At 41.7% G+C, this 14,662-nt stretch carries 17 protein-coding genes; 4 read left to right on the plus strand and 13 right to left on the minus strand.

Going from position 1 to position 14,662, the window contains the following annotated elements; all coding sequences use genetic code 11:
* Window positions 1–353: 353 nt before the first annotated feature.
* From KUL49_RS04640 to KUL49_RS04650, 3 genes are all read left to right on the plus strand, one after another.
* On the plus strand, window positions 354–1,331 hold the full coding sequence (locus KUL49_RS04640; protein WP_131136455.1) for a transposase: 978 nt from the start codon (window positions 354–356) through the stop codon (window positions 1,329–1,331).
* 163 nt (window positions 1,332–1,494) lie between these two features.
* Window positions 1,495–1,719: a type II toxin-antitoxin system CcdA family antitoxin gene (locus KUL49_RS04645; protein ID WP_207308450.1), complete on the plus strand. Its 225-nt coding sequence runs from the start codon at window positions 1,495–1,497 to the stop codon at window positions 1,717–1,719.
* Entirely contained in the window at window positions 1,719–2,036 is a 318-nt protein-coding gene (locus tag KUL49_RS04650; RefSeq protein ID WP_131136457.1) for a CcdB family protein, read from the plus strand. Before KUL49_RS04645 ends, KUL49_RS04650 begins: the two co-directional genes overlap by 1 nt.
* A 245-nt stretch (window positions 2,037–2,281) precedes the next feature.
* Here KUL49_RS04650 and KUL49_RS04655 read toward each other — a convergent pair whose 3' ends face one another.
* The 10 genes from KUL49_RS04655 to pnp form a co-directional block, all read right to left on the minus strand.
* Complete coding sequence (locus tag KUL49_RS04655) at window positions 2,282–2,794, minus strand: hypothetical protein (protein WP_131136458.1); 513 nt, start codon at window positions 2,792–2,794, stop codon at window positions 2,282–2,284.
* Window positions 2,795–2,943: 149 nt separating this feature from the next.
* Window positions 2,944–3,276 (minus strand): hypothetical protein, encoded by a 333-nt coding sequence (locus KUL49_RS04660; RefSeq protein WP_242633718.1) that lies wholly within the window; start codon window positions 3,274–3,276, stop codon window positions 2,944–2,946.
* A 34-nt stretch (window positions 3,277–3,310) separates the two neighbouring features.
* Window positions 3,311–3,781 carry a hypothetical protein gene (locus tag KUL49_RS04665; RefSeq protein ID WP_014998279.1) on the minus strand — a complete coding sequence of 157 codons (471 nt, stop codon included), beginning with the start codon at window positions 3,779–3,781 and terminating at the stop codon, window positions 3,311–3,313.
* 143 nt (window positions 3,782–3,924) lie between these two features.
* Window positions 3,925–4,374 (minus strand): MBOAT family O-acyltransferase, encoded by a 450-nt coding sequence (locus KUL49_RS04670; RefSeq protein ID WP_131136459.1) that lies wholly within the window; start codon window positions 4,372–4,374, stop codon window positions 3,925–3,927.
* A 176-nt stretch (window positions 4,375–4,550) separates the two neighbouring features.
* A complete protein-coding gene (locus KUL49_RS04675; protein WP_131136460.1) occupies window positions 4,551–5,309 on the minus strand; it encodes a hypothetical protein in 759 nt (252 codons plus the stop codon).
* Between the two features lie 127 nt (window positions 5,310–5,436).
* Window positions 5,437–6,096: a hypothetical protein gene (locus KUL49_RS04680; RefSeq protein ID WP_131136461.1), complete on the minus strand. Its 660-nt coding sequence runs from the start codon at window positions 6,094–6,096 to the stop codon at window positions 5,437–5,439.
* A gap of 331 nt (window positions 6,097–6,427) precedes the next feature.
* Entirely contained in the window at window positions 6,428–6,718 is a 291-nt protein-coding gene (locus KUL49_RS04685; protein WP_131136462.1) for a hypothetical protein, read from the minus strand.
* 91 nt (window positions 6,719–6,809) lie between these two features.
* Window positions 6,810–7,565 carry a hypothetical protein gene (locus KUL49_RS04690; protein ID WP_131136463.1) on the minus strand — a complete coding sequence of 252 codons (756 nt, stop codon included), beginning with the start codon at window positions 7,563–7,565 and terminating at the stop codon, window positions 6,810–6,812.
* A gap of 183 nt (window positions 7,566–7,748) precedes the next feature.
* On the minus strand, window positions 7,749–8,042 hold the full coding sequence (locus KUL49_RS04695) for a DUF1244 domain-containing protein (protein WP_012518312.1): 294 nt from the start codon (window positions 8,040–8,042) through the stop codon (window positions 7,749–7,751).
* Window positions 8,043–8,203: 161 nt separating this feature from the next.
* Complete coding sequence (gene pnp / locus KUL49_RS04700) at window positions 8,204–10,315, minus strand: polyribonucleotide nucleotidyltransferase (protein WP_131136464.1); 2,112 nt, start codon at window positions 10,313–10,315, stop codon at window positions 8,204–8,206.
* Between the two features lie 339 nt (window positions 10,316–10,654).
* On the opposite strand from pnp, the gene KUL49_RS04705 reads away from it, so the two are divergent.
* A complete protein-coding gene (locus KUL49_RS04705; protein ID WP_014949384.1) occupies window positions 10,655–11,209 on the plus strand; it encodes an HNH endonuclease in 555 nt (184 codons plus the stop codon).
* 3 nt (window positions 11,210–11,212) lie between these two features.
* On the opposite strand, the gene KUL49_RS04710 is transcribed toward KUL49_RS04705, so the two are convergent.
* The 3 genes from KUL49_RS04710 to proB all read right to left on the minus strand — a co-directional run bounded on the left by KUL49_RS04710 (window position 11,213) and on the right by proB (window position 14,647).
* Complete coding sequence (locus tag KUL49_RS04710) at window positions 11,213–12,163, minus strand: mechanosensitive ion channel family protein (protein WP_069944269.1); 951 nt, start codon at window positions 12,161–12,163, stop codon at window positions 11,213–11,215.
* 130 nt (window positions 12,164–12,293) lie between these two features.
* The gene (locus KUL49_RS04715; RefSeq protein WP_131136465.1) at window positions 12,294–13,541 is read right to left on the minus strand and encodes a glutamate-5-semialdehyde dehydrogenase; all 1,248 of its coding nucleotides are present in this window, start codon (window positions 13,539–13,541) and stop codon (window positions 12,294–12,296) included.
* Window positions 13,538–14,647: a glutamate 5-kinase gene (gene proB / locus KUL49_RS04720; RefSeq protein WP_014949381.1), complete on the minus strand. Its 1,110-nt coding sequence runs from the start codon at window positions 14,645–14,647 to the stop codon at window positions 13,538–13,540. The genes KUL49_RS04715 and proB overlap by 4 nt, the downstream gene beginning before the upstream one ends.
* Window positions 14,648–14,662: the final 15 nt, after the last annotated feature.

Below are 14,662 nucleotides of genomic sequence, written 5' to 3' on the forward strand. Positions count from 1 at the left end.
TTCCACTTATTAGATTTTTATCATTCTTTATTGATAACTAAATACGAACAAGGCTTTTACAAGTATGCTTATAAAAGAGAATAAATATATATGGTACAAGACTTTAAGCAACAAAAGAATGAAGAGAACTATCACACAATACGTTATATCTAGATGCGGGAAATTCCTCATTCATAAACTTTTGTAAACGTATTGAACACAAACGTAAGGGTCATGAAAATAAACAATGAATAAACAATGAATAAACAAGACAGGTGTATCTAGCAAGATTGAAACTGTCCCCTCGTACACTTTCTTTAATCTAAATCCCCATTCAAACTGCTAATCGATTTAATCAAAGTTGGACAGTCACAATGCCTAAAGCCCGAAAGTCACAAATTAGTTTATCGGATACGCCCTATTATCACTGTATTTCCCGCTTTGTTCGTCGTGCTTTCTTGTGTGGCGAGGAAAACGGTAAAAGCTTCGAACATCGTCGCCAATGGGTAGAAGACCGTATTCATGTTTTGAGTGAGGTGTTCGCCATTGATGTATGTGCTTATGCGGTAATGAGTAATCATTCGCACCTGGTATTACACGTAAACAAAGAGAAAGCAGACGCACTGAGTACAGAAGACGTGATTCAACGTTGGCATAAACTGTACAATGGCACATTACTCTCGCAGCGCTACATGTCACCAGATTCACGTAAAGATTTACATGAAATTCAAATTAAAGCGGTAGAGTTAACGGCTGAAGTATGGCGTAAAAGGCTATTTGATATCAGCTGGTTTATGCGTGCACTGAATGAATACATTGCTAGGGCGGCTAATAAAGAAGACGACTGCACAGGGCATTTTTGGGAAGGACGGTTTAAATCTCAAGCACTATTGGATGAGTCAGCCCTTGCCGCTTGTATGGCATATGTTGATTTAAACCCAGTACGAGCAAAGATGGCCAAAACACCTGAAACATCAGACCATACCAGTATTAAATACCGAATTAACGCCGCTAAGGTAGGCAAAACACCAAAACGACTTATGCCTTTTGCAGGCAACCCAAGACTAGAGATGCCACACGGTTTACCTTTTACTCTTCCAGACTACTTACAGCTTGTAGACATAACCAGCCGATATATTCCCCCAAACAAGCGTGGCAAGGTTGAGCATAACCTACCCTCTATTTTAGAGCGCCTCAATATTGAACAAGAACATTGGATAACTTTAACCACGCAGTTTGAAACCTGCTTTAAGCACGCCGCCGGCAAAGTGTCTCACCTAGAGCAATACGCGCAGAATCAACATCAGCAACGGGTTCAGGGCCGACAAAGTGCAATGCGATTACTTGGTTAACTTTGCAGTTTAATAGAGAGTAAGACAGGCACTATATGTATACATCTCTACATAACAATTCTGGGCTTGTTAAGAACCTATTTTTTGCAATGCGCATCTCTATGCGTATAGTTAATATGTAGAACAGTTTGGAGTGATAGCATGCAGGATTTATATGACATTCATGCCCCAAAAAAAAGCGACAAATTTAAGCTTGAACAGCGACTTATTACAAAAAGCTAGAGACTTAAAAATTAACCTGTCTGCAACCTTAGAACAGGCACTTAAAGACAAGCTGAAAAGTGTTGAAGAAGAAAGGTGGAAAAAAGAAAACAAAGCTGCCATAGCTGCCTACAACGAGTTTGTTGCTGAGAACGGCTGTATAGGTGATGAGTACAGAAACTTCTAATGGCACAGTTTGATGTTTACAGAAACCCAAGCTCAAAAACAAATAAAGCTTACCCTTTTCTTGTAGATGCTCAAAACTCTGTAATTGACCAATTAGCAACAAGGCTAGTTGTACCGCTGACGAAGAACAAGACTAGAAATAGTCTTTATATGAAAAACCTAACGCCGGAGATAGAATTCGAAGGCGAGACATACCTATTCCTGACTCAACAACTTAATTCCATACCCGAAGATGCGCTCAAGGACTACATCGGTTCTTTAGAGCAATCCCGCGAATTTTTAATAGATGCAATAGACTTTGCTATTAATGGAATATAGCCTTCGAGTTCAGACACCGCCATGCGTATATGACGGCGTAATGTGGCTAGAAAAGTAAAGCGATGAGCTAGTACATATTACAGAATTTTATAGTGCAAGTACTCGTCGCTTCCGATATCTCCGGTACCACCACCATCGGATTTACCGTGGTCTGACGACATTATATAAACATTCCCGTCTTGTTTAGTGTTCCTACAGCAAAAAACAAAATATCTAGGATGGTCAACTTGACTGTTTCGTTAGCTTTATGTGACTAGTGCCACTATAAAATCGACTGAAAAATATGTACTAAAACAACCGAACATAAATATAGTGACTGAAATACTACCGTGCCTTAGCAGCCAACGACTAGGCAGGTAAGCAAGAAAAGATATTAAAACCAGTAGCGCACCAAACATGATCATAGGTACGCTGTTAATATTTGTTGTGGGGATCACCTCCACGCCATTTCGAAACGTGTTTATGTAGATCCAGCTTCCTTGAGGGCTTGATTGAATCAACTTGACTTGATCACCAATTTCAATTTTTCTATACAACCCTTGAGGAATTGCCTGCTTCTTCTTTTTGACACTTCCCCCGCTCAAATGAACCATATAACTATCGGTTTTTCTATTATCTTCCACCCATTTTTTCATGACACTTGCATCTACCGAGGGCGTATCTTTAGGTGTAAAGGCTGCAGAAAAAAGACATAGAAAAAAAACTAACGACGGTATCACCATCAACCTCAAAAGTAGTATTTTCTTTTTATCACTCATTATTTGATCTTGGTTCTTAGAGAGTTAACTTTTAAATAAGGGGCGCATACAAGTGGGGCATAATAGCGAAGCCGCCCCTCGTGTATGCGACTCAGCGAACGAAATGAGTGGCTTAATTTTTTGTTATATTTCATTCCGCTTCATGTGTATTAGAGGGAAGACATAAACATGCCTGTCTTGTTTAGTATGTTTGAAATGCAGGATTCAATGGGTAAGTTCATAAATACAATTTCAGTAGACTGCTGTTCTACAATTTTTAGTAAGTCTGTATAACAGCCTTCAATTACCCATTTGTCGTTGGAAGAAATAAACGTCTTTATCTCTTCTTCAGACTCATCAATAGGCTTTCTTTCAGGAGGGCTAGTAGGTTTCCACGCTAATGTATCCAGATCTAAATGAGCTAAACCTTGTGTTTTGCATAAGTGCTGTGCCAGCGTAGGTTTTCCAGAACCAGAGTTTCCAAATATTAGAATTTTTGCCATAGCTCTTTACCTGTAATAACCCAGTAGAGGGGCATTACTTCCCTGCCTTACCCGCTTCTAGTATTGGAAGGCCAGCTTCAGTTGGAATATAGATGCGTTCACCATTTCCATCTTGAAGACCTTTAATCCAGACGTAGCGAAGGTACTCTTCATTCCCTTTAAGCGATTCGCCAATGATCCTATTAGCTTCAGCAGCGGCTTTTGCACGCTCAATATCAGCGAGTCCCTCGGCTTTAGCTTGCACAATTTTAGCTTCACCTTCTGCTTGCGCTAGTGTGACTCTGGCTTTCGCCTGCATTAACGCTGCTTGCTCTCTAGCCTTGGCTTCTTCAATAAGTATTTGCTTGCTCCACTCTGCTTCTTTCAGTGCAGCAATACCATCCATTTCTTTCTTATAGACTTTGTATTTTGGCCAACCCCAAAATAATGCCGCAATAATTAAAACAATCGATACCACCAAAAATACTAGACTTCCAAAAGCGATAGCATGTCTATTTGGGTGCATTTTCTCTCCTAATTTTTATTGATATTTATTTTTCTAATGTGAGGCACGTGAAAGTGAGCTTTTAATTTCGAGACTATAACTCTAGGTCTCTAATCCACCATTTCACTTCATATATGCAAGACTATACGCCTATCTCTGTCTTGTTATGTATACAACTTTTCCACGAAGTACATTAAACCTAACGATACTAAAATAAACGACGCATTAATTAACGCACGAACTGGCCAACTTACATGGCCATATGAGATCCTTGCCGCTTTAGAAATTACAACAATCAAACCCATTAATCCAAACCAAGGGGTGAAGAAAAAAATATTTTTCAGCTTGACGATTGAGACCGCTAAATCGTGAAGCGCTCCGCTAACAAGAAATGTAAGAAAAGTAGCTAACGAAATGGGAAGAAAATTCGCAAGTGGACGCATGACGTTGCGTGATAAGTAGTAGCCCCAGATCGGGTTCCAATAGCGCCAAAACACCGGAAAAGAAGTGGCGCCAAAAGAGCGCGAAAGCATGTTTGTCATGGAGCCACTTGCCCCTAATGGAACCCCATTTCGCTTCTTAACATATTGTGCAAGTGAGAGTTTGCTTTTCATGGTGATTCCGTATATCCACAAACATGCCTGTCTTATTTAGTATTTCTTCCATGTCTCTAATCAATTTTTCACTACCAAAGCACATAACGCTTTGCTAAGCGACAATAAAATTGCTGATTAAAATTAGCGAGTAACGAGCAAAAGCCAGCTGTTTTATTGTCCCTTTAAGCAACTTGCTAAGCAGCTTTATCATCACCTTCATCTTTAGTAAATGAAAGTAAATAACTAACTGGTTTTGTAAGTGCTTTATGTACTTTTAAGGCTTTTGAAGAAAACGCATCAAGTTTATCTATAAGTTTACCGAGTTTAGCAATAACGTCAGTGTTAGTCTTAGCTACGGCTTCTAATTGAGGCTTATTTACAATTACTGCACCTAATGTTGCCTGTAATGCTTCTTTAACACCCTTTGCACCTCTAATTCTATAATGCGATAAGGCAGATCTAATTCGTTCAATTTCCTCGAGTAATACTAGCTTTATAGCATCATCAATTTGTGAGTTCTTTAATTCATCAAACAGAAAATTAACAATATCAGTTATCTCTGCAATCTCTTCGTCTGATACTTGCTCTTCTTCATAAAATTGACTCAATTCTTGAGCACAAAACTGTAAGCGCGTTAAAACATCGGTTTCTAAGTTTTGGCTTACTTGATGCCAACGTAAATGAAAATTTGCAGGAGATGTTATCTTTTCAACCGTGGAATGCGATGCAAGTAACAATTCATGATTAATACCTGGTCTAATTTTTATTAATCTCTCTATTTCACCAGTTAAGTTATAGATTTCAAAAACTTGTTTTAGTGTCTCAATTTCATTCTCTCTATCGACTCCTAATGCATCAGCCCAAACATGCTTTAAAAAAGAATTACCATCTGCACCTTTAAATTTAGATAATATTGTGTACAACCTTCCTGCAGGGTTTTCCTGATTAAACATTACTACTCCTTGGTAAATTATTTAGCTTGCTTTTTAACGCTACTGTATGGAATATTTTGTGTGCAGTGTCGTTTTGGTGTAACGTGGCACAACCACACCAAAACAAAATGTCCCTATGACACCCTTGTTATCCATTTTTGTCGCTATTATTTTTAGATACTCTTGCAAACACTTCTTTTACTAATTCGTTAGCAGGGCTCGCGTAATTATCTTTTGACTGAAAAAGTCTAATTGGATTTTGAGAGAGGTTTGCTATAGAAATCGATAGAAGTTCATGAAGCAACCCATCATCCGCTTCTACCGCGTGCTTCTTATATCCCTCAAAGGCCATAGCAGATGCGTATTTATACGCGTAATCTTCACTGATACGAGAAAGATAACCGTATTGTTTAGCACTCATCCAAGCCAGCCAAACAAATGGGGTGGCTAATAACAACTTAGTAAAAATACTCCAGTAAACAATCTCCCCGCCTGATTTTAATACCGGGGCGATAAAGTAAACAGCCACACTAAATATTGACAAGATCGCGAGGGCGAATATTCCCCCCCACATCATTATAGGTTTATTTAACTCTTCCTTTCTAATTTTAAAGGATCCTGCCATTCCAACTCTATTGGCATTTCCTAACGTGTCTTGTATTTCCTTTTGCTTTTCTGAATTCAACTTAATCTGCTCGCTGAGTTCTTCTGAAAGAGAGTTGATCGTATCCAACATGGAGTCTGATTCAGACTTCAATTCTTGAGATTTTGTTATTAAATTAGTCAACTTTTCGGACGACTCAATCAAGAACTCCTTTTTTGACCTTGCTTCATCTTCGTACTTTTCAATTGACTCGCTATTTGACTCACATTCTACCCTATACGAAGATATATCACTCGAGTTCCCTCTAGAGGTTTCCAGCAGCACTAACAGTTCGTTTTTAGCCTCTTCAATTTTTTCTTGATTATCGGTTACACTTTGTAAGGATTGATCAACAGTCCTAAATCTATCTTGGAACTCTTCATATGATTTTTTAGTATTTCATAATTTTCTTTTATTTCTGCAGCATCAGTTTCTTTTCGTAAGGATTTGTCTACCACTACGATATAGGTAATTCTTACTTGATCTCTAATTTCAGTTAGGTTATCGATAAAGTCGTCAAATTTTTTTCTTTCAAAAAACCCTTCACATCTTCGTTTAAATAATCTTTACAAAGATCTATAAGCTTAGCGAGCTTTCTCTTTAAAATGGTTATTTCAAAATTTGGTTCTAAATCGGCTAACTCATAACTGAACTTATGAGAGGACTCAATAAAATCAATAATGAGGAGCTTACTAATACCGGCGTAACCAAATATATCATTCCCTTCTGGAAGATTTTTTTCGGCTAGGTTTTTTAACCTAGTCAGATTTGACCTGATCGTTTGCATAGCTTCCTCATTTTATGGATAACGCCAGCCGTAACCGGCGCATTTGTAGTTAGCGCAGCGAACGAAAAATGCGTCCGCGTTTACGGCCTTGTTAGGCGATTTCAAATTGATCTGCGTTGTAACCACCGAACAGGACTTCCTCTTCAGTTTCTTCTTTATGGTTATCGAAAAAGCTGTAGTGGGTAGCGCCTAATTCCTTTGCGATTTCTATAACATGATTTTGCACTTGTTTGGGCAGATACTCTGATATTGCTACGGCAAATTTTGGCCTGGGCAAATCTTTGTTGCCAAAAGACGATACTCCGAGAACTCCTTTTTGCCTAAGTAGCGCTTTAATTTCCTCTCGGTACGGCAAGAACTCATTTACGCCGAATAGAATGCCTGCCAGCAATTCTTGGCTAGAAGTAGGCTGCTTTTGAGAGGAGACGAGTACTTCCAGAGTTGCGATTTTCTGTGAAAGTTCTGCGAGCTTCCCATCTTCTTTCTTTATCGAGATTGGTTCGTTAGTTTTTTGGGATAAATAAGTGGAGTAGTACGAATCCTCCTGCAGTTCAGGGCGAAATCGCGTTTGTAGAAGGAATACAGCAATAAGAAAAAGTGGAACATTTGCTATTGCCGCGATAACTAATGCTACTGATTCCGTTGAGCCTGATTCCATACGCGATGCAGCAAACAGAAAGCAGGAGTCAACGGAGAATAGGCCAGCTAGCCATGCACCAAGTAACTGGATGGGTTTGTTGATTTTTTCAGGAACTATGGTTGACTTATTCAAAGCATCAATCCTTTTTGCGCCTAACAGCTTACTCATCCCCGAACCGACATGCTTTTCCACACCACTTTGGGACAATTTCTCCTTGTATTTAAAACTACTTTAACCACAACCAACAGAGAAATAAAGAAAAAACCATACTGTCGTTTTTCGCACATTTATTAAAGCCACCAAATCGACATGCAGGTGCTTTTGATGTATTTCCCGCAAGCCAAGCACAAAAAAGCCAGCTTTCGCTGGCTCTTCTATCAAAAACAATGCTTACTTCCCCTGCCTAGCAGCTAACTTCTCCAACTGCTCGTCAGTTGCTGGTAGCTGGTGCTTCTCTTTCCACTCTGAATACGGCATTTTGTATACCACTTCGCGCGCGGCTTCGTAGTCGATATCAGCACCCTGCTCGCTTGCAGCTGCCGAATACCATTTTGCTAAGCAGTTGCGGCAGAAATCGGCCAAAATCATCAGGTCAATGTTCTGAACGTCTTTATTTGCGTCTAGGTGTTCTACTAAGCGGCGGAATACCGCTGCTTCTACTTCGGTTTGCGTTTGCTTATCCATTATCTAATACCTCTAAAAAAGCGCTTTACGTTATAGGTTGGATGTGAGGGTTAATAGGTGAAACACAACCCGTTAGTGCTTTTAAAACCCAAAACGAAAAAAGGGAGCCAAGCTCCCTTTTTACTTATATACAGCTAACTAGGTTTAAAACCTAATTGCCATTACTCTGCGTCGTCAGACTTAGGCGCAGGCTTTTCTAGAAGCTCTTTAATGCTTAGACGTACACGGTTTTGGCGATCGATTTCCATAACCTTAACGTCAACCATTTGGCCTTCTTCTAGGTAGTCAGTTACTTTGTTCACACGCTCGTGAGCGATTTGTGAAATGTGAACAAGACCTTCTTTACCTGGAAGTACTTCTACAAACGCACCGAAGTCTACAATACGTGTAATCTTACCGTTGTAAGTCTTACCAACTTCAATTTCAGCCGTTACTTGCTCAATCTTGCTAATAGCGATGTCTGCTTTCGCACGCTCTGTCGCAAAGATTTTGATAGTACCGTCGTCTTCAATCTCGATGTTAGTGTCAGACTCTTCTGTAATTTGACGGATCATTGCGCCGCCTTTACCGATAACGTCACGAATCTTGTCTTGGTCAATCTTCATGGTGTAAATACGTGGAGCAAATTCACTTAGCTCTTCACGGTGACCGCCAATAGCTTCGTCCATTACGTTAAGAATGTGCAAACGTGCTTCTTTTGCTTGTTTAAGCGCAATTTGCATGATTTCTTTAGTAATACCTTCAATCTTAATGTCCATTTGAAGTGCAGTAATACCTTCGGTAGTACCCGCTACTTTAAAGTCCATGTCGCCAAGGTGATCTTCGTCACCAAGGATGTCTGAAAGTACAACAAAGTTGTCGTCACTCTTAACTAGGCCCATTGCGATACCCGCAACAGACGCTTTAATTGGAACACCTGCATCCATAAGCGCTAGTGAAGTACCACAAACCGACGCCATTGAAGATGAACCGTTTGATTCTGTGATTTCAGAAACCACACGTACTACGTACGGGAATTCTTCTTCACTTGGCATTACTGCTTGAATACCACGCTTCGCTAGACGACCGTGACCAATTTCACGACGCTTAGGCGAACCAATCATACCTGTTTCACCAACACAGTATGGAGGGAAGTTGTAGTGAAGCATGAAACGGCTGTCGCGCTTACCTTGAAGCTCGTCAATCATCTGTGCGTCACGCTCTGTACCAAGCGTAGCAGCTACAAGTGCCTGCGTTTCACCACGAGTAAATAGTGCAGAACCGTGAGTACGAGGAAGAATACCTGTAGCAACGTCTAGTGCACGAATCATCGCAGGGTCACGACCATCGATACGTGGCGCGCCAGATAGAATGCGTGAACGTACAACGTCAGACTCAAGTTCGTGAAGAAGGTCTAGTACTTCCTTCTGATCTTGCGTTTCGTCTTCAGCAATAATGGCTGCAAGCGCTTTTTCAGTTGCTGCAGTTACCGCGTCTTTACGCTCTAACTTGTCAGAAATCTGGTAAGCCGCTGTCATTTCTGCTTCAGCTAGTGCTTTAACTTTGTCTTTAAGCGCAGTGTTTTCTGCTTCTGGTGTCCAGTCCCACTTCTCAGTGCCAACTTCAGCTGCAAATTCGTTAACTGCGTTAACCACAGTTTGCATTTGTTCGTGACCGAACATAACCGCACCTAGCATAGTGTCTTCAGAAAGCACGCTTGCTTCTGATTCAACCATAAGTACTGCGCCTTCAGTACCCGCAACAACAAGGTCAAGCTCGCTTTCAGCTTGCTCTTCTGCGCGTGTATTTAGAATGTATTCACCGTTGCTATAACCAACACGAGCCGCACCAATTGGGCCGTTGAAAGGAATACCAGAGATAGCAAGGGCTGCTGAAGTACCAATCATGGAGATGATGTCTGTAGGGATATCTGGGTTGGCAGACATTACAGTAACAACAACTTGTACTTCGTTTTTGAAACCTTCTGGGAATAATGGGCGGATTGGACGGTCGATAAGACGTGCAATCAGTGTTTCACCTTCAGATGGACGACCTTCACGCTTGAAGAAACCACCTGGGATTTTACCCGCAGCGTACGCTTTTTCTTGGTAGTTAACAGTAAGTGGGAAGAAGTCTTGATCTGCTTTGGCTTCTTTTTTACCAACTACTGTTACCAGTACAGACGTGTCGTCCATGCTTGCAAGAACCGCAGCTGTTGCCTGACGAGCAATTACACCCGTCTCTAGAGTTACAGTATGCTGTCCATACTGAAATGATTTAGTAATAGGAGTCACTATTTGTCCTTTAATTTCAATCTTTATTTTATCGCTTTTAAACGCGGCGCATAGTATAGCCATGAAGTAGCGTTAATACCATGGTCAAATGCAGCCCCGCGCGGAATTTGTCGTGTTATTTGGTCATTAACCGCTACCACCTATAGCACCATGACTATATGAAATATCTGTGAAATTTCAATTATTGACTATATTTTCATCATACTGACACAAAACAGCGTATGCTAGAACAAAAAGCGAACAAAGCAAGAACATAAATAAACATCTCGTGCAACCAATGCGCAGAAGTGATTAACCACAACAAGAACGTCTAATATTAGTGTGCTAAAGGAGATAACCATGTTGGTACTTCGACTTAATAAAGCAGGCATGCCACAAGAGTGGATAGATGTTGAACAAGCCGCAAAGCTTTACAGTCAAGATAAGGTGCTATTTGAGCTAGGTAGCGATGCTATTACGCTTAAGGGAGGCTGGAATCACGAAGGGCTGCAAAGTCAGCTTACCCTGTCTAGTATTATCGCGTGCGACGGTAAGGTAACAGATTTATCTGGCAAAGTTGCCCTTACTAATCGCTATTTGTTTAGGCGCGATAGCTACCTGTGTATGTACTGCGGCAATAAGTTTACGCCAAAGCAGCTTACCCGAGACCACATTATCCCCCGCTCTCGCGGCGGAAAAGACAGTTGGACGAACGTTGCCACGGCTTGCCAGCGATGCAATCACGCGAAAGGTGCTAAAACGCCAGAAGAAGCCAACATGCCCCTACTCGCGGTTCCGTTTAGGCCAAATGTGTACGAGCGCTTTTATTTAATGAACAGGCGAATTTTGGCTGACCAAATGGCCTTTTTACAAGGCCACTTCACCAGCCACAGAGAATGGACGTGCTTAGAATAAACGCTATAGCGCTCCGCTAGTAGTTATCTGTGCTTCGGGCATTGCTTTAGCTTGGTTTTGCACTGAAGAGGAATCGCTCTGCTGTGCATGAAGCTGGCGCTGCTCTTCTTTTTGCGCTTTGAACCACAGACTTAACCAATCTGAGCACATTTTGTGCTCTAACTCGTGAGCTTCGGCTGTAGGGCAAAACAAGCTTACCTTTACCACCACTTTGGCAAGTTCATTGGTTTTAATCTCAACCTCTGGGTCGATGCGAATAAACTCTTGCTCTAAGTGACGTTCAATTAAGCCTTTGTAGCGCTCTGCTACATCGCGAAAATATTCACAATGTGCCTGTGCCCTGGCATGAAACGCTGGAAGCAAACTATAGGCGTTAACAGAAGGCTCGTTCACTATTTCAAATGAATGCAAACGGTAGCGACGCATGAAGTTAAGGTTACGCACAGTTTGAGTTACAAGCTGACTATTAGGCACGTACACGTGTTTACCCGTGTAGTTAAAGCTTTCAGGGTCTACTTCTAAAAGTGCCGTTTTCGCCCAGTCCATCTCTACTACTTCACCAATGATGTTGTTCATTTGGATCCAGTCGCCTACCCTGAACGGCCGAGCGCCCAGGTAGTAAATGAACCCCATAAAGCACTGAATAAACTCGCGGGTTGCCAACACAATGGCCACCATAAAGGCAGCAATGGAGATTGCCAGTGTTTGGATTTCAGAGCTCCACACCATCATTAACACAATGATGATAAAAGCATTGCCCAACTGTTCTAGGATATTGATTTGGTTTCGGCGGTCTTCGCCACGATGAGAACTAATGCGCCTGATAAGGCGCAACACACCCTTTTTGATAAAGTGCAGTACAATTAAAAGTACTAGAGATGTCAGCAGTTTATAATCATTGGCAAAACTTATAAATTGATGCCATAACTGCGCGGGGTCTATCACAATCTCCATGTAAGCTCCGTCTGTACTCCGAGGGTAAATATTTGAATAGGCGAAAAAAAGCGCCGACGAATGTCAGCGCTTTTAATTATGAAGCATGTAAACTCGTGGCACAATGCCGACCAGTTAAAACACCTTTTTATTAGTCGCGAATTTGGCCTTCGCCATTCACTAAATATTTCTCTGAAGTCAATGACTCCAAGCCCATTGGGCCATAAGCATGTAGTTTAGTGGTTGCAATACCAATTTCTGCACCTAAGCCTAGCTGGCTACCATCAGAAAAACGTGAAGAGGCATTAACCATTACTACACTTGCATCAACTGCGCGTTGGAATAACTTGCCTTTTTCAGCATCTTCCGTACAAATTACTTCAGTGTGGTTACTACCAAATTGCGCAATGTGGTCAACCGCTGCTTCGAAATCGCCAACTACACGGATAGCGATTTCAAGGCCAAGATACTCTTCACCGTACGCGTCTTCAGAAATAACGTCAGCACCATCAAAGTACTGGCTGCCTTTGTCGTTTACGTGAACCTTAACGCCCTTTTCTTTGAATGCATCGGCCACTTTAGGCAGAAAATCACCCGCAACGGCTTGGTGTACAACTAAGCCTTCTAAGGCATTACATACGCCAGTACGCTGTGTTTTACCATTTAGAAGTAGCGCCATGGCTTTATCTAGATCAGCATCTTTGTCTACGTAAAGGTGACACACACCTTTAAAGTGCTGAATTACCGGCACTTTAGCGTTGTCAGTCACGTAGTTGATTAGACCTTCACCACCACGTGGAATAATTACGTCAATGTAATCACGCTGCTCCATTAGCTCTTGCATTAATGCACGATCTGGGTTCGGAACTACCGTTACCAGCGCTTTTGGTAAATTGTGCTTCTCCAGCACGTCTTGCATAAGCTCAGCAATGGCTAAACTCGTATCTAGTGCTTCTTTACCACCACGTAATATCACTGCGTTACCCGATTTAAAGCACAGCGCGCCTGCGTCGGCAGTAACATTAGGTCGTGCTTCATATATCATGCACACAACACCAAGCGGTATACGCATTTTCTTAATCTCAATACCGTTTGGACGTGTACCGATAACGCGCTCTTTACCTACCGGATCGTCTAGCTCAACAATAACTTCGATGCCTTCAGCCATTGATTCAATACGCTCATCGTTTAGGATTAAGCGGTCAACCATCGCTGCGTCTAAGTTATTCTCTTTGGCGCGCGCGACTTCCTTTTCGTTTACTTCAATAATTTTGCTTTTGTTTGCACGAATTGCCGCGGCCATATCAGTTAACACCGCGTTTTTCTGGCTTTCACTTAAAATAGCCAGTGTACGTGCAGCTTTTTTTGCCTGTTGTGCTAACTCTGTAATAATGCTCATTCTTTCTCCAGATTTGCTATGTGCTGATCAGAAATAATTGGCCCAGTCTTTTCCTCAAACTCATGGGCGAATTCTTCGTTTTCCTGATTCGCAATGAAATTCAATAAACAGCTACTGTAATTCGACTTGGCTTTTACCAGTTTAGTACCGTCTTCTTTACGTACTAGAATGGTGTCGCCTACCGAGAACTCACCTTTCACGTCAATAATTTCGCTACTTGTCAGTTGCTCTGCGTCGCCAGCTAAAGAGGCGTCAAAGTCCCCTTCTACTATCACCTCACCCTGCGCGTTTGACGTATGGCGCATCCAATGCACATTCTCTTGCATTGGCTTGGCGTGAGGTTTGAAATGCGTGCCTGGGTTTTCACCTGCTAGCAGCATATTAAACGACAGTTCAGTAAAGCCGTTAATAATATATGTATCTATACCATGCGAAACGGCTTTTTCGGCCGCTTCAATTTTAGTGCGCATACCACCGGTGCCTACACCGCCCTTTACCGCACCGCCAGCCATGTCATAAATGCTTTGATCAATGGTATTAACTGATTTAAGCAATTGTGCGTCGTCGTGTTCATGCGGGTTTTTATCGTACAACCCATCAATGTCTGAACAGATGATAAGTGCATCTGCTTCAGCTGCCGACGCCACCATGGCCGATAAATTATCGTTATCACCCACTTTCAATTTGTCGGTGGTAACGGTGTCGTTTTCGTTAACGATAGGCAGGATATTGTTGTCCAATAAGCTGAATATCGTTTCACGGATACTTACGTAACGCTCTCTGTCTCGTAAATCAGCATGCGTTAACAGCATCTGAGCAGACGGAAAATCAAACAGTCTGTCCCACGTAGCAATCATTTCGGTTTGACCCGCTGCTGCCATTGCTTTTTTAACTGCAATATCTGACTTTTCTTGCTCTGGAAACAGGTGCGCGCCTGCTGCGACAGAACCAGAAGACACGAGTACAACTTGTGTACCGTTGGCTCTGCATCGCACGATAAATTGCGCAATGCTCAAAAGGTAATGACTGCTACAACCTTGTTGGTTGGGCGATATCAATGCACTACCCACTTTGATGACTACGCGTTTCCAATTTGGATGACTCATAATAAACTTTTTAAC

Source organism: Alteromonas sp. KUL17 (assembly GCF_006538305.1).
Taxonomy (GTDB): domain Bacteria; phylum Pseudomonadota; class Gammaproteobacteria; order Enterobacterales; family Alteromonadaceae; genus Alteromonas; species Alteromonas macleodii.

Coding starts and splice junctions, on each gene's coding strand:
- KUL49_RS04640 (WP_131136455.1), top strand. CDS start 354: ATGCCTAAAGCCCGAAAGTCACAAATTAGTTTATCGGATACGCCCTAT.
- KUL49_RS04645 (WP_207308450.1), top strand. CDS start 1,495: ATGCCCCAAAAAAAAGCGACAAATTTAAGCTTGAACAGCGACTTATTA.
- KUL49_RS04650 (WP_131136457.1), top strand. CDS start 1,719: ATGGCACAGTTTGATGTTTACAGAAACCCAAGCTCAAAAACAAATAAA.
- KUL49_RS04655 (WP_131136458.1), bottom strand. CDS start 2,794: ATGAGTGATAAAAAGAAAATACTACTTTTGAGGTTGATGGTGATACCG.
- KUL49_RS04660 (WP_242633718.1), bottom strand. CDS start 3,276: ATGGCAAAAATTCTAATATTTGGAAACTCTGGTTCTGGAAAACCTACG.
- KUL49_RS04665 (WP_014998279.1), bottom strand. CDS start 3,781: ATGCACCCAAATAGACATGCTATCGCTTTTGGAAGTCTAGTATTTTTG.
- KUL49_RS04670 (WP_131136459.1), bottom strand. CDS start 4,374: ATGAAAAGCAAACTCTCACTTGCACAATATGTTAAGAAGCGAAATGGG.
- KUL49_RS04675 (WP_131136460.1), bottom strand. CDS start 5,309: ATGTTTAATCAGGAAAACCCTGCAGGAAGGTTGTACACAATATTATCT.
- KUL49_RS04685 (WP_131136462.1), bottom strand. CDS start 6,718: ATGCAAACGATCAGGTCAAATCTGACTAGGTTAAAAAACCTAGCCGAA.
- KUL49_RS04695 (WP_012518312.1), bottom strand. CDS start 8,042: ATGGATAAGCAAACGCAAACCGAAGTAGAAGCAGCGGTATTCCGCCGC.
- KUL49_RS04705 (WP_014949384.1), top strand. CDS start 10,655: ATGTTGGTACTTCGACTTAATAAAGCAGGCATGCCACAAGAGTGGATA.
- KUL49_RS04710 (WP_069944269.1), bottom strand. CDS start 12,163: ATGGAGATTGTGATAGACCCCGCGCAGTTATGGCATCAATTTATAAGT.
- KUL49_RS04715 (WP_131136465.1), bottom strand. CDS start 13,541: ATGAGCATTATTACAGAGTTAGCACAACAGGCAAAAAAAGCTGCACGT.
- proB (WP_014949381.1), bottom strand. CDS start 14,647: ATGAGTCATCCAAATTGGAAACGCGTAGTCATCAAAGTGGGTAGTGCA.